Raw genomic sequence first — 23,091 nt, forward strand, 5'->3', positions numbered from 1 at the left:
TGCTTTTGTTATACTATTTGCGTTTTCATACATACTTTATTGAATTGTGTCACATTAATTTAGAAATTTATTTTTTTGTGCTTGTTTTACCTTCTCAGGAGTTACATCATTTCCTTCTGCATCTACCACTTTAACGTTTTCAATTGTATCTCGCATAGTTGCTCTAAACGTATCTAAATACTCCTTGCGAAGCGCTGTTCGCTCCTTTGCTTCTTCCTCTGTTAATTGTCCGCTTTTTGCTTTAGCAGATAATTCATTAATTCGGTTAATTTTTTCCTTTGATAACATGGTTACACACCTTTCAGTACCTAGCTTAATGACCTCAGTATGCAAAGTATAGCATGGTTTCCCTTAAAATGCAGTTATACCAACCCTTAAAAACACTTCTTAGCCATTATTTACATGACTTCCAGAAGTTAGAGGTGTATAACTAATAATAAAAGGAAAAATTTGATAGATAATAGGAGGGGCTATCATGAACATCACAACACCTAGACTACTTATTCGAACATTTGAAGCCCAAGATTGGCAGGCAGTTTATAGCTATATGTCCGACAAAACGGTCATGCACTATATGCCAGAGGGTGTGTTGAATGAAGATCAGGTTCAAAATTTCGTAACAGAGAATAGCAACGAGCAAGCAAAACATTTCGCCATTGTTTTACGTGAACAACAGCGAGTCATTGGTCATCTTGTTTTCCACAAATACTTTGGCGACCATACGTATGAAATTGGATGGGTTATGAACCCTGCCTATCATAATCATGGCTATGCTTCTGAAGCTGCTCAGGCCCTATTAGATCACGGCTTTAATAAAATGAAACTTCATCGAATTATTGCCACATGCCAGCCAGAAAATATCGCTTCTTACCGAGTCATGGAAAAAATCGGAATGCGCCAAGAAGGATTTTTCAAAAAATGCATTCCTCATGGAGAGACTTGGTGGGATGAATACTATTACGCTATTTTAGAGGAAGAATGGAACAATCAAAAGGTAAGAGGTGTATGAAATGAAGAAAACTGCGGTGTTATTATACCCACAATTTAGTGAATATGAATTGAGTGTTGCTTTGTCCATATTAATGCAAGGCGGTAAACCCATCATCACACTTGGATCGAATACCAAACCTATCAGAGGAGAATCTGGTTTAAATTGTATAGCTGATTTATCCGTGAATGAGGTAGAGCTTGACGATATTGATAGTCTACTATTACCAGGCTGTATGGATATTTCTACATTACAACTTGAAGAGAGCTTACTAGACTTCATTCGTCTTCTATCTGCAAAAGGAGGAATGATTGCAAGTATTTCTAGCTCCCCTTACCTATTAGCAAAAGCAGGGGTCTTAAAGAACAAAAAATATACAGTAGGACTACCTTTAGATGGCATGGAGCAGTTAGGGTGCTTTGAACTTCATAACTATTCAGATGAACTAGTGGTACAAGATGGAAATATCATTACAGCAAGAGGAAGAGGTTTTATTCCTTTCGGTATTTGTTTCGGGCATGCGTTAAAGCTAAATTTTGATGAAAATTGGTATTAAGTGATGATTTAAAACCCAAATGTCCAATTAGTTGGACATTTTTTAATTCTTATCTTACGATATATGTCTAATACTTTGGACAAAATGGAGGGATCTTTCTGAAGAACATCATCAAAATTTTAAGAAAAAAATTAGGCATAACACAAGCTGCTCTTGCAAAAGAGTGTGGAGTTGTGAGACAGACCATTAATAGTATTGAAAATGATAAATATGATCCGACCCTAGAATTAGCTTTTAAGATTGCTAAGGTTCTCAATAGCCGTATTGATGAGGTGTTTATCTATGACTAAATTTCACCCGGATTATATGATTACAATGAAGGATTTTGTGAAAGAACACTCGGCAATTTTAAGAAAACAAACTCAAGAAGTGTCGATACCAGTGACAAATGAGGACCGAAATACCCTCCTAGCCATGCTGCAATATCTGAAAAATAGCCAAAATCAAACGCTAGCAAAAAAATATAAGCTTCGCCCTGGAAGTGGACTCTCTGCTAATCAAATTGGCGTAGATAAACGAATGTTTGTTGTACTCTTTGATGACCAAGAAATGATGCTGATTAACCCTAAAATAATGAGTCATTCCCTTAATATGATTTATCTACCGGAAGGAGAAGGCTGTCTATCTGTAAATCGACCTGTCCCTGGTTTTGTACCGAGATATGAGAGAATTAAAGTCAAAGCTTACGACATCGATGGACATGAAATCATTGTACAGTTACAGGGCTACGGGGCCATCGTTGTACAGCATGAAATCGATCATTTAAATGGCATCATGTTTTATGACCGAATAAATAAAGAGTACCCTTTCCAACTGCCAAATCATGTTATCATCGAAAGTTTTTCTTCCCTTCAGTAGTTTTTTACAAAAAAAATTAGCAGGAATATTATTTTCCTGCTAATCTTTCTTGGTGCTCTTGGAAACGACGATGTACTGTCGCCTTACTTACCTCAAAGCCTAACCCTCTAAGCGTTATAGAAATTTCTTCAAAGGTAAATCCACGTTTGCGTAGCTTCACAATTTCCTCTACAGGTAGATCTTTTCGCTCCTGCCCCTGCGGATTACCTCGATTCGATAAATTATTTTCTGGACGATAACCGTTTTCTACAGCACGTCGCATACCTCGTCGAATTTTAGCATTATGGATTCTACGCTGATATTCCTCTACAATCGCTAAAATTTCAAGCAGCATCGTATCCATTTCATTTAATTGGACTGGGCCTGCATCACGCATAGAAAAAACATCAGTTGCTGACTTTTGTAATAAATGTAATACAGCCATCCTTGCATTGCCTCGTCCTAAACGAGTTTCATCTTGGACAAAAAGAGCATTAATGTTCTTATCTTTTATAAAATCAAGCATCTCTAGCAAGCCTTCACGTTCTACATCATAGCCACTATGTTGATCTTTAAACACGCCCTTCACCGCATAGCCTTGCTCTTTAGCATAGCGCAGCAACTCTTCCTGCTGGCGCTCTAATGAGGAGCTTTGTGTTTCTTTTTCAGTACTTACGCGACAATAGACAACAGCCGATAGTTGATTATTTATCATTGTTCATTTCTCGCAATTTCGATAGTATTGATGGGACTGGCTTGATCACTCACTACAGGAATAACTAGAGATTTTCCCGCTACAATTTTAATATCTGCTAGTTCATTTTCAGTTTTTACAAGCTTTATCCAATCATCAGTACTCATCTTACCACGATATTGCTCGGCTAACGACCACAAGCTATCCCCATGTTCGATTTGAATTTCTGCGTAACTAACTTTTCCTGGATCAGTAATGTAAAGGTATGCTGCAAATAATAAACAAGCTCCTATTAAAATTGAGATATGTGTGTTTTTCTTCAACCATGTCATAATCATTACCCCTTTTTAAGAATGTTTGTTCGGAATGTATGTTCCTATAATAAAGCGAACAAACGTTTTTGTCAAACACTTTTCGAACCTATGTTTGCATACATGTTCGCATTCTGTTATACTATCAAATAAGAAGAATGATTTTAGAAAAAAGAGGTGAGCACTCATGAAAAAAGTTTCGAAAAGACAAGAGGACATTTTAGCTTTCATTAAGGAAGAGGTACGAGCTAAAGGATATCCGCCATCAGTACGTGAAATTGGTGAAGCAGTTGGACTTGCTTCCAGTTCAACTGTTCATGGACATTTAGCTCGATTAGAACAAAAAGGCTTTATTCGTCGAGATCCAACAAAGCCACGTGCAATTGAAATTTTAGAGCCTGAAGAATCCATTCAAAAACAACAGGTGATCCATGTCCCACTTGTCGGGAAGGTTACAGCTGGTTCTCCAATTACAGCAATTGAAAATATTGAAGAATACTTCCCATTACCCGATACGTATGGCACAAGTGAAGATCAATTGTTCATGCTAGAAATCATGGGGGAATCAATGATTGAAGCTGGGATTTTAGATGGAGATTTAGTCATTGTAAAACAAAAGGCAACAGCTAATAATGGGGATATTGTTGTAGCTATGACAGCTGAGGATGAAGCAACTGTAAAACGTTTCTTTAAAGAGAAAAACCATTTCCGTTTACAGCCTGAAAATTCTTCTATGGAACCAATTATTGTCGATCAAGTTTCTATTTTAGGACAAGTTGTAGGTCTTTATAGACGTGTACATTAACGATTAAAGCAGATTTTGAGGATTATGTTCCTTCTAAGAGCATGTATCCTCTTTTTTACGCAAAAAAAGAATCCACATACGATTGGATTCTTTGTACAATGCCTCTTCTAAGCTTCCTTCTTAAATTTTATGCTCGCTTCAATAAAGGCTGAAAATAGCTTTTGAGCACTCTCATCTCCTGCTATGGCTAGTTCCTCAGGATGCCACTGAACAGCTAAGCAAAATGGCATCTCCTCATGAACTACCGCTTCGATAATACCGTCGTTAGATTTTGCCGCTACTTTTAATTTTTCTGCTAAAACATTCACCGCTTGATGATGAAATGAATTCACTGCTATTTTCTCTTGTTCAACGATAGTCGCTAATAGATTGTCAGCAATAACCTGTACAGAATGGGTAGCTACAGCTCGACCTGATTGCTGCATATGTTGGAGTAACTTGGTACTAAAGTGATCACTATCAATATCCTGATATAAGGTACCACCTAATGCAACATTTAGTATTTGAATTCCTCGACAGATCCCGAAAATAGGCATCTTACGTTGGAATGCGGCTTCAATCAATGCTAACTCAATCGTATCTCGCGCTGGATGAATTTTTCCAAGCTTTAATGAAGGCTCAGCCCCGAATAGAAATGGGTGCACATCATGACCACCAGATAATAATAAACCGTCTGTAAGGGCTAAAATCTGGGCTGCCTCTTCTTCTACTCCAATTGGAATAATCAGTGGAATTCCACCTGCTTCAATGATGCTTTTACTGTAAGCAGCATTTAATCGAGAGGATAAATCATCCTCAACAAAGGCTGTAATACCAATAATCGGTTTCACTTGCTTCCCTCCAAATTCTTGAAAATTGCACAATTACCAAAAGCCTAGATACCAATTAATTAATACATCGCCATAGAAATAAACAATAACTGCGGCCAATGCAATAGATGGCCCAAACGGAATGGGTGTTTTTCTCCCCTGTTTGTTTTTCGATAACATGGTAATCCCGACAATCATACCAATAACTGCAGCTAAAAATAGCGTTAACAGTGTATCAATCGTACCCAGAACGAGACCAATTAAAAAGAATAATTTAATATCGCCTCCACCCATGCCACCGTTTGATAGCACAGCAATGATATATAATATGCCAAAACCAACCACAGCACCCACAAGAGAGTCCCACCACGGTGTTAATGGTGACAGCACTCGTCCAATAGCTAGCAAAGGTAAAAAGAATACTAACACCTTATCTGGAATTAGCATATATGCTAAATCTGATACAACGATAATAATTAATAAAGAGATAAAAAAGAGTGCTACTATCAATTCTATGCCCCAGCCTAACTGCCCATAAGCAAAGGCAAATAATACACCTGTCATTAATTCTATGACTGGGTAAACCCAAGAAATTTTATTGCCACAACCCCGACATTTTCCTCCTAAAAATACATAAGACAAAACTGGTACTAAATCAAGCGCCGTCAGTCGTCTCTGACATTTTGGACAATGTGAAGGAGGATGTACAATCGACTCCTTCTGTGGTACACGTAAGCCAACTACATTATAAAAAGAGCCAAAGACAAGTCCAAATAAAAAAATAAAGATCGTATAAGCCATTTCCAATTTTATGTCCTCCTAAACCAATAGGCGCCCATACAAATGAAGTATGGTGCGCCTATCAATAAAGTTATTGTTGTTCTTCGTAATAGAACGTCGTCACTTGCACTGTTGCCTTTAACGTAAGATCTGCATCTTTCTCAAGCTGTGCCTGCTCTCCAGGCAATTTAAATTCAATCTTATCGGTTTTCATGATACGCTCTAATTGTTCAACCTCCTGTAAAAAGCTTTCAAGAGAATTAAAATCAAGCGCACCCACCTCTAATATAAAAGTAACAAGCTTTAAATTAGTTGGTAAAGAGTCCTTCGAAAGAGATGCAATCGGTGTAGTAGTCTCCTTGTTCTCCTGATCACCATTGACCTCTGCTTCAGCCTGCTCCAACATATTAAGATCATTCGATTCATCTGAAGGTGTCACAGTGCCGTCCTCACCTTGAACAGTTAAAGACAGTACACGAGTTCCTGTCACCTCTTCAATCTCAGCTAAATCAAGAATAATCTTTTCAACGGCTCTTGTTACAGGTAGCTTTTGTCTTAAGGCTAATATATTGATAGTAGGCTGTCCCTGCTCTTTGTCTAATTGTGCTAGTTGTTCTTTGACACTAGCTAATTCTTGCTGCACCTGCAATACATTACTCTCTTTTTCATTCACTTCATCCAATTTTGGTGAAAGCAAATAATAATACAGCGCAAATAAAATAGCAGCTATCAGCGCCAGTAACAAGATCATAGACGAATTTTTACTACTCGTTAATTTATTCATGAGCGTCGTCCTCCAGCTAAATACATAAAATCGATTGTCGCTGTAATGGACACTGAATATCGCGGTACTTCTTTAAATTTTTGTTGGGGTGTTAACACCCTTTGTTCACCTAGCTCTATTTCAAAGTTTGAGACAGTGTTAATTTGAGCATCTGTAAAATAGCTACTCATTAAAAGTCGCTCCACATATTTCGATATATCTGTCATCGTTTCAAAATCCACTTCAATATTCACCGAGTTCTCTCCGAAAACATAGCTACGTAAATAGGAATGAGTTGGTAATAAAGTTTTTGTTTCATCAATTAACGGTGTTACAGGATAAGAAACGCTTTGAATAAAAGTTACTGACTTTTCCAACGAACCCTGATCGACATTTTGTCGTGCGTCTAGCTCTTGCTGCAATTGATCAAGCTGTGTTGTTAATGCCTGTTCCTCTGCAGTCAATCGTGACAATTCACTATTGGATGTAAAAAATAAAAAAAGTAAATAAGCTACAATAAGTCCCACAATGACAATCACCAAGCTATAAAAAAGCTTGGGAGAGGTTGTTCTTTTTTCAAGTTGTGGTAAGAGGTTTATATCTGGAACCATTAACGAACCTCCTTCAAAGCTAAGCCAAGCAACGTTGAAAATTCTCGCTTAAAGCGCGGAAACGATTTCTCAATTTTTTTCCCATCGACAACCCTTAGTGGTGGTTCTAAATTAGAAGCTAGTAAGTTCCCAATTGATTTCAATAGTGGGTTATCGCCAAGCATGATAATTTCATCCACTGTTTTTTCACCTTTATGTAAAGAAAACTTAAAGAAATTCATCATCCGATCAATCTCCAAAACCTGATCCATTACGACCATTTGATAATTCTCTGATTCGCCATTATAGATAAATTGATAGCTAGACTCATTCTCTTTCTTCCCCTGCCATTGCGTCATATCTACTTCAATAGTTTGATAGCGCAAAAACTCCACTTGGCCATTGGAAAAAATACTGATGGAGAGTTCATTAATCGACCATTCTGCAATTAAATATGTTTTATTAGGCATTAATAAGGACATGTGCTCTAATAAACGTATATTACAAAGCGCACGAATATCGGCAGCTTCGGGTTCTAATGAAACATCTAACAGCATCCCAACCAGTTTCGTAATCTCTTCAGAAGGTGCAGCAAATAAGATAGCCTTGCCGTCCTCGGCATCTGCATCATACACATCAATTAAAGGGTCTTGAAATGGTAAATGAATAGAATGTCCCAATTCCATTTCAGCATATCCTCTTAATTCCTGAGGCTTTACATCTTTAGGGTGCTCAAAGTTTTTTAATAGAACCGTCGTATCAGGGACAAACATACGAACAGCCTGTTTTTTCCCTGTCCATTTCATTACTTGCTCTTTAATTACCTCAAAAAGAGCTACCTCATCGATAATAGTTCCATTTTCAACGATTCCAGCTGCTAAAGGGTATTCATAGCCCTGCCACTGATTAGGCTCTGGTCCTTTCGCCACAATCGCACGTAGCACATAATCCTTCAGTTCAATCGAAACATGCGACTTTCTTTTTCTCTTAAACATGTGAAAAGACCTCCTTATCCTACTCAGTATAAATGATTTTTTCAATTAGTCATCCATTTCCCAGCCAGAAACGCAAATTTTCCTGCGCTTCTGAATGGGTTGGGAGGACTGATTAAGGTGTCGTTGGAACGCCCGCTTTTGTCAAATTCTTATTTAAATTATTTTCAGTTATAGATTTTCCAGAAAGATTTGTTTTAGATCCGTCTAATTTTAAGTCATCAAATCTTGAATAGGTGATTGTCCATTCTTTAGCCGTGTCATTATAGTCTACTTTATCACCAGACTGTAGCACTATGCCATCCACAAAAGGTTGTAACTCAGTATTACTACATGAATTATCCACACAAGCCCCATCAATATAAGCAATCTTTGCCCCTGAGAGAATATTTGATGCTTCCGCTAAAATTGCACGGTCCTTCGACTTATTAATAATATTACCAATTGCAGGTACAGCGATTGCTGCGATAATTGCTAGGATAACAATTACAGCTAATAGTTCAACTAATGTTAAACCTTTCTCATTTTTCAATAGTTTTTTATTTTTCCATTTTTTTAACATAATGAAATCCTCCTTAATAGTTTTATATGAAGTGTGTGTACACGCGCTTCTGAACATTATGGCGAAGCTGCACAATCTCGCCCTATACATTTGCCACCAGTTCCCTTGCTGCCCTTACGAATATCGTCTGCAATATGCTGTAAGGTGGCATTATCAAAATTAATATATTTTCCATTGCTGTAATAAATCGCATGCGCATTGAAGTAATAGGTGCCCTCGATAAATTGGACATTGGCACTCTGACCCTCTTTATCTGCCTCTAATATTTTGCCAGCACTGTCTAAATAACCGTCGGATACTAATTTTTCCACTTCGACTATTTGCCATTGATTAGCGGTTGGATGCTCCATAAAATAAAACTGCGCAGCATGAATAACATTAATGGCATCTGCTTTTAATGCCTTATAACGTGAATTATCAATGACATTACTTATAGCTGGAATTGCAATGGCAGCAACGATAGCTAGAATAACAATGACTGCCAATAACTCGACTAATGTCAAGCCCTTTTCGTTCTTTACCCTAATTTCCATGTCCAGTCTCTCCTTTAATACTTAACCATGAAGATACCTACTTGCCGCTTCCTTTTGTTAGCAAATCTAAGTAGATATTTCCCATTAAGCGGAACAAAAGGGCATCCATATAAATATTGTAAACATTACATATTTTCATATAGTTGGAACATTGGTAAGAATATAGCCGCAACGATGACTCCAACAACTAGAGCCAGTACCACAATCATTAAAGGCTCAATGAGTGACTTCATGGTATCGACAGCACGGTTTACTTCCTCTTCATAAAAATCAGCGATCTTTTCGAGCATGTAATCCAAGGACCCTGTTTTCTCGCCAATTGATGTCATTTGTGTTACAAGCGGTGGAAATAGCCAGCTTTTTTCAAGTGGCTCTGATAATGTGCCACCCTTTTCTAAATTATCGCGCGCTTCCAGTACTACTTTCCCCATTACCGGATTACCACCAACCTTTTCGACAATTGTTAAGGCTTGTAAGATTGGTACGGAGCTGCTAAAGAGTGTTGACAAGGTTCTTGTCATTCTCGCGATAATATCCTTTTGCAAAAGCTGTCCAAAGATTGGCATACGCAGTAAAAATACATTGACGGCATAATGAAACTCTTTATTATTTTTATAGAAATAGTGAAGGCCCACTACTAATACCAATAGCCCTAAAATCACAAGGTACCAAAACTGAATGAGCCAATCACTAATACCCACTACAATGACCGTTATTAACGGCATTTCCAAATTCATTTCTTTAAATGCATCCATAAAGGTTGGCACAATGAACACCATTAAAAACATACCAACCACTAGTGTTAGAAGCGATAAAATCGCTGGATAGGTCATAGCAGATTGAATTTTTTTCTTAATGTTGTATTGCTTCTCTAGTGTGCTTGCAAGACGATCTAATGTATCGTCGACGTTCCCTGTAGCCTCACCAGCACGCATCATATTGACAAATAGCAATGGGAACACTTTTGGGTGTTTGCCTGCTGCATCTGAAAATGCCATACCATTTCGAATATCCTCTTCAACCTGCATCAATGCTCGCTTTAGTGGTTTACTCCGTGTTTGCTCACCCAAAATATGGGTCGCTTCAACAACGGGAACGCCAGCACGAATTAATGTCGCATATTGTCGACAATAAATAACAAATTCCTGGTGCTTTACTTTTGTTCCAAAAGCAATATCTTTATGTAAAATGCTATTTGACTCCTGAAGTTCTCGTGCATTAATTCCTTGTGCTCGAAGCTTTTCCATGGCTACCTTTTTATTCGGTGCCTCGATAATGCCCTTTTTAGGCGCTCCTGTTTTGGTCCGACCACTATAACGAAATATCGTCAACTATAATCACCAGCGTTCATATATGGTCTTGCATCCTCTAGTGAAATCTTACCTGTGGTAATTAGGTGTTGCATGGAATACTCCAATGTGTGCATACCCAATGCTTTACTTGTTTGCATCACACTTGGAATTTGGTGAATTTTTTCGTTACGAATTAAATTTGAAATAGCAGGTGCCTGTACTAAAATTTCTGTCGCAGCAATACGCCCTTTTACATCCTTACGTACAAATAAACGCTGAGAAACAATACCTTGTAGTACATTCGCAAGCTGCACACGAATTTGACTCTGCTGATGCGGTGGAAATACATCGATAATACGGTCGATCGTCGTTGGTGCACTACTTGTATGCAGTGTAGCCATAACTAAATGCCCTGTTTCAGCAGCCGTAATAGCCGTTGAAATGGTTTCATAATCTCGCATCTCCCCAACTAAAATAATATCTGGGTCTTGACGTAATGATGCACGTAAACCATTGGCAAAGCTCATTGTATCGACACCAATCTCACGTTGATTGATGACAGACTTCTTATGTGTATGCAAATATTCAATTGGATCCTCTAACGTAATAATATGTTTAGATCTTGTTTCATTGATGTGATCTATCATTGCTGCCAAGGTAGTTGATTTCCCTGAGCCTGTTGGGCCAGTTACTAAAATTAAGCCTTGTGGTTTTTCCGCAAGCTTATATAACACCTGTGGCATATTGAGTGCTTCAATAGAAGGAATTTTAGCCTCAATTAAACGAGCTGCAATCGTCACTTCATTTCGCTGATGGTATGCATTGACACGGAATCGACATTTCCCAGGCAATGAAAAGTTAAAGTCCGTTTCTCCCTTATCCTCAAATTCCTGTTGTTTATGGACAGGAAGAATGACCTTTACCATTGCCTTCAAATCCTCTGTTTCAAGTGGGATTGTGCCATAATGCTCTAGTTGCCCATGGATACGATATACTGGTGGAATACCTTTTGTTAAATGAAGATCAGATGCTTTTTCTTCAAATGCACGTGTTAATAATTCAACGATTGAATATGCTGTCATTTTTTTCACCCCTAGTCTGCAGTTGCAACACGTAATATTTCTGAAGTGGTTGTTTGGCCTGCTACAACCTTTTGTAATCCATCCACTAATAGGGTATGGTAGCCTTTTTCTTTCATATAATCACGGAGGACGCGATCACCAACACGATTTAAAATCATATCCTTTATTTGGCGATCAACTGGGAGGATTTCATGAATCGCCATACGTCCTCTGTAGCCTGTTTGATTGCAGGCAGGACATCCACGCCCTTTTTTACCATGTGTTTTGCCTTCCACCCCATTCTCCTCAAGTATTTCTAGTTCACGAGAAGTGAATATATATGGTTCAGCACAATCACGACAAACTTTTCGTACCAGACGTTGCGCCATGATTCCTACAAGGGAAGAGGATAATAAAAATGGCTCGATCCCCATGTCATGGAGCCGTGAGATAGACTCGATGGCACTGTTAGTATGCAGTGTACTTAATACTAAATGGCCTGTTAGTGAAGCACGGATAGCAATTTGAGCTGTTTCAAGATCACGAATTTCCCCTACCATTACAATGTCGGGGTCCTGTCGTAAAATTGAGCGTAACCCTACAGCAAATGTTAAGCCGACTTCCTCTTTTACTTGAATCTGATTGATACCATCTAACTGATATTCTACTGGGTCCTCAACCGTAATTATGTTGACGCCTTCTTCATTTAAATGGGAAAGGGCCGCATATAACGTAGAGGACTTACCTGAGCCTGTTGGTCCAGTAATCAGCATCATACCGTTTGGATGGGCTATCATTTTCCTGAAAAGTGCTTCATTACTTGCACTAAAGCCTAATTTATCAATATCATTAGCTGAATTAGTTAAATCTAAAATACGCATAACTACCTTTTCACCATAAACTGTTGGTAGTGTAGCTAAACGGATATCGACAGGTCTAAAATTAACATTGGTTTTAATACGTCCATCCTGCGGAATACGATTTTCTGTAATATTTAAATTCCCCATAATTTTAATACGCGCCAATACGACGTTTTGCATGTGCTTTGGTAAGGATCGCTCAGTACGTAGCACACCATCTACCCGATAGCGGACACGAAGCTCTGTTTCTTGCGGATCAAAATGGATATCACTAGCGCGCTGTGCGACACCATTCGCAATAATTTGATTCACTAAACGAACAATAGGTGAATCCTCATTCTCTATTTCCTCTTGTGTTTCCGTACTTGTGGCAGCCAAATCCAACATTGCCGCATCCATTGATTCCTGTAAATCATAGTATTTTGTTATCGTCCGATATAAATCATCTTTTGCCGCAATACTTGTCTCGATTTGACAGCCTGTCGTCATACGAACTTCCTCAATGGCGAAATAATCCATTGGGTCTTCCATTGCAATAAACAATTTATTTTTTTCTTTGCGAATCGGCATAATATTTGTCCGCTTTGCCAGCTCCGCTGGAATTAGCTGTAATAATTCGGGACTAATTGAAAACTGATTCAGGCTGATATGAGGGATACCAAGCTGGAATTCTAAGACTTCAATAAGCTGCTGCTCTGTTAAGAAATTTTCTTTGATAAGGAAATCTCCAAGCTTCTCATTTTTCATCTTAGTAGTTAATGCGTACTCAAGCTGGTCAGCTGTGATAACACCTGATTCCACCAGTAAATCCCCTAAACGTTTACGCCCTGGCTTCATTGCCATAAACATACCTCCAATCGTTATGGACTTGTTTGTACAAAATTACCACCCTTATCATAGTAGCCATAGACAATTTCTGGTCCATCTTCTTGCTTTGTTTCCTCTGATTTTGAAGGTTTCACATCAGGCAAACCATTACCATCTAAATCCACTTCTAAATCAGGATCTGATGCACCCGCCCCTACGTTCTGAGTAGGCGTTGTGATAATCACAGGCTCCTGCGAAGAACGCGTAACAATTCGATTTTGAGGTGCATAATAATCTCTACTAATGAATTGTTCTTCTGTTGCTCCGTTCTCTAAAATGGAACGATATACTTCCACTCTTGAACCCTCTTTCCCCTCTTGCTCCACTCTTTCTTGTCCAGCCTTTAACTCCTTCGAATAGCGATAAATAATGCGTGGCTTTACAATTTTATCCTTACTAACACGTACTGTGATGTCCTTGTCTTTCGCGGCTGCAAAAACTTCTATCTTTAATTGATTACCCTCTATAGATGCTTTCATTTTACCGAGCTGCTCAGACCGATTAATAAATTGTAAGTCTTTTGCTAATGCTGCATTGATATCTGCCTCAATTCCCTGTTGCAAATAGCTTGGATTTATTTCCTGAGAGTGTCTTTCTAAAATTTCGTAATCCGTTTGAAGAATTACACTATATAGCATTGATGCCACAAAATCTAAACCTGCATCATTGACAACCCCGGCCTGTTCACCTAAAAGTGTAAGCAACGAGATGGATTGATTTGGAACTAGATTTACATCATTTAATAACGGAATGATTTTTGCTACTCCTTGACTATTTGCTGGTAGCTCGGCAATCTGAAAGGCAATCCTTTCCCCGGTTTGCATGGAACCTTCATTGATAACGGCTTCGACCTTATGCTCCTTCAAATAGCTGGCTTGTAAGATTAGTTTCTGGAGTGTTTTATCGGTATCCCATACCCCTGCTTCATCTATTTGCTGCGTAATCGCTTCATTGACGGTAACAGGAATGGGAATATGAACTACTTTTTCTTTTTGCCAAAAAGCATACCAAGGCTTTTTTGTCTGCATTTCATACTGAGCAATAGCTGCTGATGGATCAAAAACAAATTGTTTCGAGTCAATGGTTTTGGCTATACCATCACTAACAATTTCCATGTCGGCACCTTGCCATTCAGAAATTGCATTTTGTAGCGTAGTTGCTAAATCTGCTGTTTTCACATCATGGATCTCAATACCCCCAATGGTCGAAGATTCAGGACCCTCTTTAGCAAAAACCGTGTCTTTTAGCACAAATGATGGAACAAAAAATCCCACAATTAGAACAATTACCAAAAACAAGCTAATTATTTTTATGTATGTTTTCATCCACATCATCCTTTATTTAACTTAGTGGTTTTTCTATTTATATACAAATGATACTACAACTATGGTATTCTGACACTACCAAAATGCAACTTTATTCCGATTTTACTTTTGATTTTTATACAAAAATTCAAAAATAATTCAAAAGGTAGTTCTATAGAATCACAAAGTGTTTTATAATTCTATAGAAACAACTCTGTAATTTGTTATAATATCCTAGATAGTAATTTTTATCTAAATTTTTTCAAGTATGTAATCCCGTTGTATGATATTAGGATGTAAATTATTCGAACCCAAAATATCAAATTGTGATTATTGAAGAATAGTCCAATTTTAATAGTTCACCAAGATGTCAATTTAATTAAATACATAAATTTAGCACTATCATTACTTAGTCTTCAATTTTTTTATCATGGAAAGGTGTTGAAGAAATGAGCCCCAAAAAGGTATTTAACGAACGTGGTATTTCACTAATAGAGGTTGTTGCGTCTATCGTTCTTCTAGCTATCATACTGGTTTCTGTAATTAATTTACTACCCCAAATGGGTAAAAAAAATAACCAGAATGAAGATAAACAAATTGCTGTAAACCTTGCATCAAAAGAGCTAGCTTATTGGCAATCTGCATTACAGAGTGATTTTAATACTTTGTTGGCTAATCCAAATGGTAAGTTTTCATTTATCAAATCTGATGACAAGCTTACATATGATGGTGATGATACGATTACCATTAAAACATCTAATACTAGATCAAAGCCTTCAAAATATTATACTGAGATTAAAATAACAAAAACACCAGATCTAGATTCACAACCCACAAAAGCCAATCAGATTAGTATTTTTATATATAAAAATAACAATATTTTAGTAGCAGAAACTTATGGTTATGTCTTTTACTGAGGGTGAAAATTATGAAAAATAATAATGAAAGAGGACTTACTTTAGTAGAAGTGTTAGCAACAGTGATTATATTGTCTATCATTTCAATTCTAGCATGGAGTATATTTTTTCAAGGCACAGAATATTCAAAGAAAGCTGTATCTAAAAATCAAATGCAACAAGAAGCTAATGTTATTATTGCTAGTTTAAACTCTATTCATAAACGTTCTATTGAATATGGTGCCACTTCAAACAACTGTATCCTATCGGTTCAATACACTACCAAAAGTACAACAAAAACAGAAGTGTTTGAAAATAGTCAGATGTGTATCCAAGCAAATGATTTTACTATAAATCCCAAAACAACTGATGCAGATATACACTTAACAATTGAGGAAAAGAGCAACCCTAAAAATAAAATCGAAATCAATTCTTTATTAAGTCGCTTAAAGGAGGATAAAAAATAGTGAGGAATGTCCTAAATAATAATAATGGTTATGCATTGGCGTTAGTATTAATTATATCTATATTAATTACTGTGATTTTCTTCTCATTTCTAGCAATTTCCTCCAATACAACAAAACAACATAACATTGTGGAAAGTACATTCCAATCCCAATCTATCGCAGAAATGGGCGCAAGTTATTTTCAACATGCTATGACAAATGAAATTATTACAAAACAAGAGAATATTATCAAAAAGATTATAGATCAGAGAAACGAAGATATTAAAGCAAAGCAATTACAAGATGATCAACATTATATAGGTTTGGCTATAAAAGATATGGAAGAGGTTTTAACAGATATAGTTTTATCTTTAAAAAAAAGTGATGATAAAGAAGATGATCCTGAAGAAAAAACTATTAAAATGAAAGTACACTCAAATCCTAAAAATTCCTTTGAGGTTACCCCTGTAACATTTTCACGAGCTGATGATGCACTTATTATTAACTTTACAAGTATAGGGCATGACGAAGCAAAAAATGCAGAAATTAAGGGAACAATTTCAGTTGATTTTTCCAATATGATTGACCCAACAACTAATAATGAATCTGACGAATCAATTATTACAGGCAATACAATTGCTGATCCAGGGACTAGTTTAAATATTTGTCCAACTGGAACAAGGGCGGATTTATCCAATAAACAATGCCAAATCAAAGGAAATATTACTTATTCTCAAAATGATGAGTTAAAATTCAATAACTCCATCTATCGAGTAAGTGGAACTCTTACAGTTCCAAATATGAATTACCCTAGTTCCAACTCAACACTCTATATAGTTGGTAGTATGAATGGTCAAAACTTAAATTCAATGACTAACGTAAAATTACATGTTGGTGGTGCGCTTTTTGTAAATCAGTTTAATGGTCGTATAGTCGACTCTGTTATTGAAGTTGCGGGAAGTACCACTTTGTATGGAAATTTAGATAATCTAAACAATTCAACTATGTATATCGGTGGATCATTTATGATGGGACAGATAAATCAAATTTCAAACTCAACTATATATGTACAAGGAAGTGCCAATATTTATCAGGGAGTGAATCTTGGAAGGAATGCAAACATTTGTGTCAATGGGGATTTAGCTATAGGCAATATCAATGATAATTCAGGCGGTACGAGTAAAATATATGCTAGAACTTCTTCTAGCACTCATAAATCTGTTATTGTTGGCAATGACACGTTTGAAGCTGCCTGCGCAGGCGGTAGCCCTACAGTGTCTCCTGGTTCAATTGACTATACTACTGAATATGAATATTCATATTAAGAACTAAAAACGTAAAAAATTTAGGGTTATTTAGCGTGCGATGATGAATAAAGCACGCTAAATAACCCATTTTTTATTTCCTCAACAACCTACCCGACAACAGCATCCCAATACCACCAATGGTAATAAATAGAACAGCTCTAATTAATAAATCAAGGGCAGATAAGTCAAAGAAAATTAGCTTAATAAATGCGATAACTAAAATAATAAAGCCTGTTGTGCGCAATGTTTTTAAATGACGTGTGGAATTAATCCATAGTGATACACTAGCAGTTAAGAATAATGTAATAGTTGTAAGAGCGATACTTAGCTTCCAATCAAGTGCGTTGATAAACGTAAACTGATGGATCAGCCCCCATATCGAAATCATCGTGAGCACAATCCCCGTACTTACAATGGCGTCCACATATTTCCCCAGACGGTCCTCGTACAATCGATAAATAATTCCTTTTACAAGCACATCAGCGACAATCGCTACAATCACTGCTAAATAAATTAATCTAGTGATAGTGTTTAAGCTTTCCAACATTGACACTCTAGTGCTGATCATCAAGGAGACTAGTAGGAAAAATGCGCCAAGTACTGGCGTTAATGCACGTCCTTTGTAAGTTTCCTCTACAAATAAAGAACCAGTAAATAAGACAGCTAGTACGATACACACCATATATGGAATGCCATTTGCGGCTGTAAAGTATACGGCATCTAGCTTGCTAATATAGGCTAAGAAATAGCCAGCTGTGACCACTGCTAAAATATCGATTACATACAAATCCTTCATGACCTTTTCAAAAGGTGAGAGTGTCTCTTTTGGACGTCTTGCATATAAATAAATAATGATGAAATAGATGATTGGCATAAATAAGCTTAAATGATCGATGCTGAAAAATGGACTTGGTTCATGGAAAACAAAGTTTAGTGTAAATGTCATCACAAGGGAAAGTGAAGTAACGATCTTCATCATACTTGCACGTATTCGTAAGCTCATCATCACGCCTGCAAATGCAATCAAAGGATACAATAAATCATCCACTTTATTCGGAATATTCAATACAAGTATCATATTACAGAAGGTGATAAACACAAGTGTCACAGCACTATCCAGTACCTCCTGCCATTTTTGACGATAGCTATAAAACGCTACAGCGCCAAATAAAGCCATAAAAATGAGGAGTAGCATTTCTCCATTTTCAAGAGAACGAATGATTAAATTCAGCAGTAATAAACTAAATGAGCCTAAAGAAAATTGGAGTCCAATGTGAAGTGGCTTCCATTTGGATTGTGCGTTATACAGTAAACACCATATTGCATAAAAGATTGCTAGAATCACAAGTAAACCAAGTGCAAAAACTACTTGCTGATCACTATTCATAAATGCTACAACACTCACTGCTAGCACTGAAAAGAATGTGGCGATATAAAGGGCTAGTTTTTGCTTGTGCTGGTAAATAACTACTTGCAATGCAGCAAACAATACGACCACAAATAATAAAATAATGACAGCACTAAAATCCATATATTCTAGTAAGTAAGGTAGTAATAATGATGTAAAGGCAACAAAAACAGTTAGTGCTTCATTTTTCTTCAAATAGCTAATAGCAATACCATAGCCAATATAAAGCAGCGTAATGCCTAGTGCTGGAATAAGACCAATGATTTCATATAATATGGCACTTGCTGCGGTTGTTAAAATACCGACAATAAATGCCCCACCATATAAAGAAATCGTTATAGCCGATGAGCCTACTTTCCTACGCTCTAGTACATAGGCAATAACCGCCAATCCCAACGATAGTACATAGGCAAGGATGATTTTCACGCCATCCGATAAATAGCCATAGTCACTGACAAGTTTTAGACCCCAAAGTACGCCCATTACTAAAATAACCATGAATACTTTTGGAAGTGCCCACATAACACGTTCCTCCATCGATGGCTGTGGTTGCACTTCTTTTTCCGCTACTTTAGTCGGGATAGGCTTCGACTCCAGTACTGGTTTTGGTTTAATTGGTTCTGATTGCTTGATCATCGACTGTCTGGCATCAAGAGTATTATTTTTTTCAGTGCTTTGCGAACCTTTTAATATTGACAACTCCTGACGTAAATCTGCCATTTCCTCCTCGAGCTTCGCAATTCTGCGCTCCAATTCAAGGGACATTCAATCATCCTCCCCACTTTATCAATTTTCTAATATTATAACATATTTATCCTTATTGTAAAATTACACTTTTTGTTCATTTTATCTCGGTCTCCGATACATTAAGGCACGTTCACTATCACTAGTGCCACGTGTGGTTGGATCGACAATGACCCCCATTAACACAAAAATGGATAAGACTGTATTTAAAATAGATGATATTTGCTCACTCATCACACCTGTAAAATCATAGCCAAAAATTGCAGCCACTTGTTGTGCGAGTAAGAGCAACAATGAAAATAGCCCTAGTAGAAATGGAATATGTTGAAGACGAACCTTCCAATTAATTCTCATAAAAGCTCACCTCCCCCCTCTTGCCACAGTATATGCATAGTGGTTATGTGACACATATGCAAAAATGGAACTCTTGCCAAGTTACTAGGATTTTTTGATAATATTTTGTGATGCAAGCTATTTTCAAACACAGAAGGCATATTCATATATTTTGTTAGGTTGCCGTATTGTAGAAATGGAAAAGGAGTAAAACGTCCCTACCAGTACCAGCTACCTCCCCATTTTTTATGGCGTCAAGAAATTTTCTACCGTTGATATTTCAACAACATGAAAAATGCCAAGTCCATTTAAGACTTGGCATTTTAGTTAGAAGAGTAGATGACCAACCAATGCTGCAATTGGAAGAGAAATAAGCGTACGTAGTATAAATAAGACGACTAAATCCAAAAACTTCAATGGAATTTTTGTACCTAAAATAAGTCCACCTACCTCAGACATATAGATCAGCTGTGACACAGAAACAACAGCAATAACAAATCTAGTAACTTCCGATTCAATCCCTGCACCTAAAATAGAGGGTAGAAACATATCGGCAAAGCCTACGACCATTGTTTGCGCTGCTTCAGCCGCTTCAGGCAAGCCAAGCACAGTTAAAATTGGCTCGAACGGTTTTCCTAAAATCGCAAAAATACTTGTAAATTCAGCAAGCATTAAGGCAATTGTCCCAAAAGCCATAACAATAGGGGCCACACCCACCCATAAATCAATTACATTTCTAGAACCGTCTTTGAAAAATTGTCGAGGATCACGATTTGCATGCGCAATAGCAAGTGCATTTTCTAAACCATGTGAAACAGAATTATAGCCCTCTGGTAATTTCTCACGTGAATAATCCACTGGTGTCCCATCTATATACGTATCCTCCTTTTTCGCAAGTGGATAGATTCGAGGCATAATAATGGCTAATACAATTCCACAAAGTACTACTGTCAAATAATAAGGAATAAAATAGCGTGCCAAATGTACAGTATCCAATACAACGATACAGAATGTGATGGACACTACTGAGAAACTTGTGGCAATAATCGCAGCTTCTTTTTTTGTGTAGTTCCCCATCTCATATTGTTTACTGGTCATTAACACACCTATTGTGCCATCACCTACCCATGACGTAAGAGCGTCGATTGAAGAACGCCCTGGACTTTTAAACAGTGGCCGCATAATTTTCACCATCATTGTCCCGAAAAATTCAAGTAAACCGAAGTTTGTTAAAAATGGTAAAAGGAAACCCGCAAACAAAAAAATGGTAAATAAAAACGTCACAAGTCCCTCATTTGGATCCATGAGAAGTCCACCCGTATTTTCATTATTGATGGCAGAAGGTCCAAAATTGAAGACCACCATTGAAGCAAAGGCTAAACCGATAATACGAGTAATTGTCCAAAACCAATTAACATAAAACAATGTATCCAACATACTAGGTTCTTTAGCATTTTTACGAGGGATAAATTTCGCTATAAGTGCACCAATTGCAGAGATGGCAAACATTCCAATTGTAAAATAGCTAATGATCGGGGCCACAATCCCCGCTAAAACATTGGCTAATATGGCAATGGGTACTTTCCAGCCCTCTTCCGTTAAAATGGGGGTCATAAATAGAAAGACACCAATTAAAGACGGAATAATGAAGTAAAAATATGTAGCAACAGAATACTTTTTCATTTTTTTATAAAACCTCATCTCTTTTAATCTCAATAATTTATGTATTTTGCATAACAACAATTAAAATAGTGTTTATAAGAAACATTTATTTATCAATTGCTGTACTACTATATAAGCAAAAATATGTTGTTTTCATTCAACATCTCATCCCTCCTTCTGCTATAGAACGATTTTAAAAGCTTTGAAGTATTAAGCATTAAACAGAAAAACACTCAAATTATTCATGTTTTTATAACATAAACGTGATATAAAACTATTGTAAACGCTACAACGCAATTGGTTCAACCTCACAATATTCAGAATATTTATACATTCATAAAATAAAAGCCTAACTTCTTAATTAGAAATTAGACTCCTTTGAATTAGCTAGTAATTCTATGATGCATCAGTGATTTTTTAATTGTTTTATTGGACCTTTCGTAACTTCAGTCAGTTTTGAATTGATAGCAAAGATTTTTGCGTTGATAGTAGTGATTCCAAATTCAGCTAGCCTTTTTGAATGCATTGCTATATATTGTTCAGCTGTGCGTTTTGATTCAAATAGATAGATGCCGCCCGCTTCGTTTGTTTCAGGGCTCTCTGTCCAAATTTTCCACAAAAGTCCTTCCTCTTCATAAATACTTTTTGCTAAGTCAGAAAACGCTTCTGCCATCACATCACCAAATGGTCCATCCAATTTAAAATCTGCTTGTAATACGTATGTCATTGTCATTCTCCTCATTATTTAGTAGTAAAGTAACATTCACCAAGTATTTCCTTCATTTCATATTGATCTGATGAAAGCTCTTTTTTCACATAAGATATAACCTCTGACTTTTCCAAATCATACATGACTTCAATTTCTTTCGAAAATAGAAGCTTTTCTTTTTCAAGCAAGCTTAAAAGAGATGGCTGTTGTTTTGGTTGCAGCTCTTCAAAATTGAGAACCTGTTTTAGTCCTTCCACATAGTTTACAAATGGACGCCCACCAACAATTTTCAACCCTTTATTATCTTCATTCATCATAATAATAGTTGGAAATCCTCTTACGCTTAGATTTCTTGCAAGGTCAAAATCTTCATTTAATAACTGTTGCCCGCTTGTTTGTTCTGATTCGTTTACAATAGCCGCTCCATCAAGCCCCAGTCTATTTACAATGTCAATCATAACGGATGTATCTGCAATATTTTGATTAAATACGAATAGCGCTTCTCTTGCTCTGCGCAAATATTCAAATGCTATAGCATCATGCTGATTTTTTTGAATCACTTTAAAAACACGAGATGGTGGATAGGATGATTGCACTGGATTGTTCATCATCACTGTTCCATCTATTGGCATGCGATAATATTCTCCAACTTCTCTCCAGTGTCCTACAACGTCAGCAGGTCCAGATATTCCATTAGCAGGGTCTACTGGACCATCACCCCATTTTTCTAGTAATCCTCCCATAATAATATGAAAGTTAAAATAGTGTCCGTACTGCTCGATAAAACGTCGAAGAACGGGTTCGAGTGCCCAACAATGAGAACATATTGGATCAGTTACATAGTATACTTCAATGGATTTCTTTGGTTGATTAAAATCAATTATCCCCAATTCCTCCTCGCCAGCTACTCCACATACACCTGTCTCTAAATCACAAACCATTGGATGATTCTTCAATAGACTATCCCCTTTTCTTACTTTCA

General features: G+C 37.0%; 27 protein-coding genes. 8 read left to right on the forward strand and 19 right to left on the reverse strand.

Translation table 11 applies throughout. The features are described 5' to 3' along the window. Window positions 1–54 precede the first annotated feature (54 nt). Window positions 55–288, reverse strand: a complete 234-nt coding sequence (locus ACMGGO_RS16680; RefSeq protein WP_004232132.1) for a DUF896 domain-containing protein — start codon at window positions 286–288, stop codon at window positions 55–57. Window positions 289–475: 187 nt separating this feature from the next. Here ACMGGO_RS16680 and ACMGGO_RS16685 point away from each other — a divergent pair, with 187 nt between their 5' ends. The 4 genes from ACMGGO_RS16685 (at window position 476) to def (ending at window position 2,402) form a co-directional block, all read left to right on the forward strand. Next, the gene (locus ACMGGO_RS16685; RefSeq protein WP_420282073.1) at window positions 476–1,009 is read left to right on the forward strand and encodes a GNAT family N-acetyltransferase; all 534 of its coding nucleotides are present in this window, start codon (window positions 476–478) and stop codon (window positions 1,007–1,009) included. Between the two features lies 1 nt (window position 1,010). Then, the gene (locus ACMGGO_RS16690) at window positions 1,011–1,544 is read left to right on the forward strand and encodes a DJ-1/PfpI family protein (protein WP_048391323.1); all 534 of its coding nucleotides are present in this window, start codon (window positions 1,011–1,013) and stop codon (window positions 1,542–1,544) included. A gap of 98 nt (window positions 1,545–1,642) precedes the next feature. After that, a complete protein-coding gene (locus ACMGGO_RS16695) occupies window positions 1,643–1,834 on the forward strand; it encodes a helix-turn-helix transcriptional regulator (protein ID WP_066036592.1) in 192 nt (63 codons plus the stop codon). Further along, window positions 1,827–2,402, forward strand: coding sequence for a peptide deformylase (gene def / locus ACMGGO_RS16700; protein WP_259950923.1), 576 nt, complete (start codon window positions 1,827–1,829; stop codon window positions 2,400–2,402). The genes ACMGGO_RS16695 and def overlap by 8 nt, the downstream gene beginning before the upstream one ends. Before the next feature lie 28 nt (window positions 2,403–2,430). Here def and ACMGGO_RS16705 read toward each other — a convergent pair whose 3' ends face one another. Further along, entirely contained in the window at window positions 2,431–3,096 is a 666-nt protein-coding gene (locus tag ACMGGO_RS16705; RefSeq protein WP_004232122.1) for a YneB family resolvase-like protein, read from the reverse strand. Further along, on the reverse strand, window positions 3,093–3,407 hold the full coding sequence (yneA, locus tag ACMGGO_RS16710) for a cell division suppressor protein YneA (RefSeq protein WP_066036589.1): 315 nt from the start codon (window positions 3,405–3,407) through the stop codon (window positions 3,093–3,095). Before yneA ends, ACMGGO_RS16705 begins: the two co-directional genes overlap by 4 nt. 166 nt (window positions 3,408–3,573) lie before the next feature. Here yneA and lexA point away from each other — a divergent pair, with 166 nt between their 5' ends. Then, window positions 3,574–4,191, forward strand: a complete 618-nt coding sequence (gene lexA / locus ACMGGO_RS16715; protein ID WP_004232118.1) for a transcriptional repressor LexA — start codon at window positions 3,574–3,576, stop codon at window positions 4,189–4,191. Window positions 4,192–4,298: 107 nt separating this feature from the next. On the opposite strand, the gene ACMGGO_RS16720 is transcribed toward lexA, so the two are convergent. The 11 genes from ACMGGO_RS16720 to ACMGGO_RS16770 all read right to left on the reverse strand — a co-directional run bounded on the left by ACMGGO_RS16720 (window position 4,299) and on the right by ACMGGO_RS16770 (window position 14,625). Next, window positions 4,299–5,021 (reverse strand): gamma-glutamyl-gamma-aminobutyrate hydrolase family protein, encoded by a 723-nt coding sequence (locus ACMGGO_RS16720; RefSeq protein WP_315054919.1) that lies wholly within the window; start codon window positions 5,019–5,021, stop codon window positions 4,299–4,301. A 33-nt stretch (window positions 5,022–5,054) separates the two neighbouring features. Then, window positions 5,055–5,807: a prepilin peptidase gene (locus tag ACMGGO_RS16725; RefSeq protein ID WP_319840052.1), complete on the reverse strand. Its 753-nt coding sequence runs from the start codon at window positions 5,805–5,807 to the stop codon at window positions 5,055–5,057. A 64-nt stretch (window positions 5,808–5,871) separates the two neighbouring features. Then, window positions 5,872–6,564 (reverse strand): hypothetical protein, encoded by a 693-nt coding sequence (locus ACMGGO_RS16730; protein ID WP_054550589.1) that lies wholly within the window; start codon window positions 6,562–6,564, stop codon window positions 5,872–5,874. Continuing rightward, entirely contained in the window at window positions 6,561–7,154 is a 594-nt protein-coding gene (locus tag ACMGGO_RS16735; protein ID WP_115673522.1) for a PilN domain-containing protein, read from the reverse strand. Before ACMGGO_RS16735 ends, ACMGGO_RS16730 begins: the two co-directional genes overlap by 4 nt. Further along, entirely contained in the window at window positions 7,154–8,128 is a 975-nt protein-coding gene (pilM, locus tag ACMGGO_RS16740) for a type IV pilus biogenesis protein PilM (protein ID WP_054550587.1), read from the reverse strand. Before pilM ends, ACMGGO_RS16735 begins: the two co-directional genes overlap by 1 nt. A 112-nt stretch (window positions 8,129–8,240) precedes the next feature. Then, entirely contained in the window at window positions 8,241–8,687 is a 447-nt protein-coding gene (locus tag ACMGGO_RS16745) for a prepilin-type N-terminal cleavage/methylation domain-containing protein (protein ID WP_420282074.1), read from the reverse strand. 56 nt (window positions 8,688–8,743) lie between these two features. Next, window positions 8,744–9,220 (reverse strand): prepilin-type N-terminal cleavage/methylation domain-containing protein, encoded by a 477-nt coding sequence (locus tag ACMGGO_RS16750; protein ID WP_328012218.1) that lies wholly within the window; start codon window positions 9,218–9,220, stop codon window positions 8,744–8,746. A 125-nt stretch (window positions 9,221–9,345) separates the two neighbouring features. After that, the gene (locus tag ACMGGO_RS16755) at window positions 9,346–10,551 is read right to left on the reverse strand and encodes a type II secretion system F family protein (protein ID WP_036080216.1); all 1,206 of its coding nucleotides are present in this window, start codon (window positions 10,549–10,551) and stop codon (window positions 9,346–9,348) included. Beyond that, on the reverse strand, window positions 10,548–11,594 hold the full coding sequence (locus tag ACMGGO_RS16760; RefSeq protein ID WP_048391346.1) for a type IV pilus twitching motility protein PilT: 1,047 nt from the start codon (window positions 11,592–11,594) through the stop codon (window positions 10,548–10,550). Before ACMGGO_RS16760 ends, ACMGGO_RS16755 begins: the two co-directional genes overlap by 4 nt. Window positions 11,595–11,605: 11 nt before the next feature. Then, window positions 11,606–13,276, reverse strand: coding sequence for a GspE/PulE family protein (locus tag ACMGGO_RS16765; RefSeq protein ID WP_374805857.1), 1,671 nt, complete (start codon window positions 13,274–13,276; stop codon window positions 11,606–11,608). 17 nt (window positions 13,277–13,293) lie between these two features. Then, on the reverse strand, window positions 13,294–14,625 hold the full coding sequence (locus tag ACMGGO_RS16770; protein ID WP_420282075.1) for a G5 domain-containing protein: 1,332 nt from the start codon (window positions 14,623–14,625) through the stop codon (window positions 13,294–13,296). Window positions 14,626–15,053: 428 nt separating this feature from the next. Here ACMGGO_RS16770 and ACMGGO_RS16775 point away from each other — a divergent pair, with 428 nt between their 5' ends. From ACMGGO_RS16775 to ACMGGO_RS16785, 3 genes are read left to right on the forward strand one after another with little or no spacing between them, the layout of a single operon-like run. Continuing rightward, on the forward strand, window positions 15,054–15,521 hold the full coding sequence (locus tag ACMGGO_RS16775; protein WP_066036582.1) for a type IV pilus modification PilV family protein: 468 nt from the start codon (window positions 15,054–15,056) through the stop codon (window positions 15,519–15,521). 11 nt (window positions 15,522–15,532) lie between these two features. Next, on the forward strand, window positions 15,533–15,967 hold the full coding sequence (locus tag ACMGGO_RS16780) for a prepilin-type N-terminal cleavage/methylation domain-containing protein (RefSeq protein WP_066036581.1): 435 nt from the start codon (window positions 15,533–15,535) through the stop codon (window positions 15,965–15,967). Beyond that, the gene (locus ACMGGO_RS16785; protein ID WP_420282076.1) at window positions 15,967–17,271 is read left to right on the forward strand and encodes a hypothetical protein; all 1,305 of its coding nucleotides are present in this window, start codon (window positions 15,967–15,969) and stop codon (window positions 17,269–17,271) included. The genes ACMGGO_RS16780 and ACMGGO_RS16785 overlap by 1 nt, the downstream gene beginning before the upstream one ends. Window positions 17,272–17,344: 73 nt before the next feature. On the opposite strand, the gene ACMGGO_RS16790 is transcribed toward ACMGGO_RS16785, so the two are convergent. From ACMGGO_RS16790 to ACMGGO_RS16810, 5 genes are all read right to left on the reverse strand, one after another. Then, the gene (locus ACMGGO_RS16790) at window positions 17,345–19,426 is read right to left on the reverse strand and encodes a DUF2339 domain-containing protein (RefSeq protein WP_420282077.1); all 2,082 of its coding nucleotides are present in this window, start codon (window positions 19,424–19,426) and stop codon (window positions 17,345–17,347) included. Window positions 19,427–19,507: 81 nt separating this feature from the next. Further along, a complete protein-coding gene (locus tag ACMGGO_RS16795) occupies window positions 19,508–19,759 on the reverse strand; it encodes a phage holin (RefSeq protein WP_048391360.1) in 252 nt (83 codons plus the stop codon). A gap of 306 nt (window positions 19,760–20,065) precedes the next feature. Beyond that, window positions 20,066–21,421, reverse strand: a complete 1,356-nt coding sequence (locus tag ACMGGO_RS16800; RefSeq protein WP_416141417.1) for a YjiH family protein — start codon at window positions 21,419–21,421, stop codon at window positions 20,066–20,068. Between the two features lie 385 nt (window positions 21,422–21,806). Then, window positions 21,807–22,127, reverse strand: coding sequence for a monooxygenase (locus ACMGGO_RS16805; protein WP_420282078.1), 321 nt, complete (start codon window positions 22,125–22,127; stop codon window positions 21,807–21,809). A 14-nt stretch (window positions 22,128–22,141) separates the two neighbouring features. After that, complete coding sequence (locus tag ACMGGO_RS16810; RefSeq protein ID WP_387254802.1) at window positions 22,142–23,065, reverse strand: DsbA family protein; 924 nt, start codon at window positions 23,063–23,065, stop codon at window positions 22,142–22,144. Between the last annotated feature and the right edge of the window lie 26 nt (window positions 23,066–23,091).

The sequence above is a fragment of the Lysinibacillus sp. BNK-21 genome (genome assembly GCF_048684915.1).
Taxonomy (GTDB): Bacteria; Bacillota; Bacilli; order Bacillales_A; family Planococcaceae; genus Lysinibacillus; species Lysinibacillus capsici.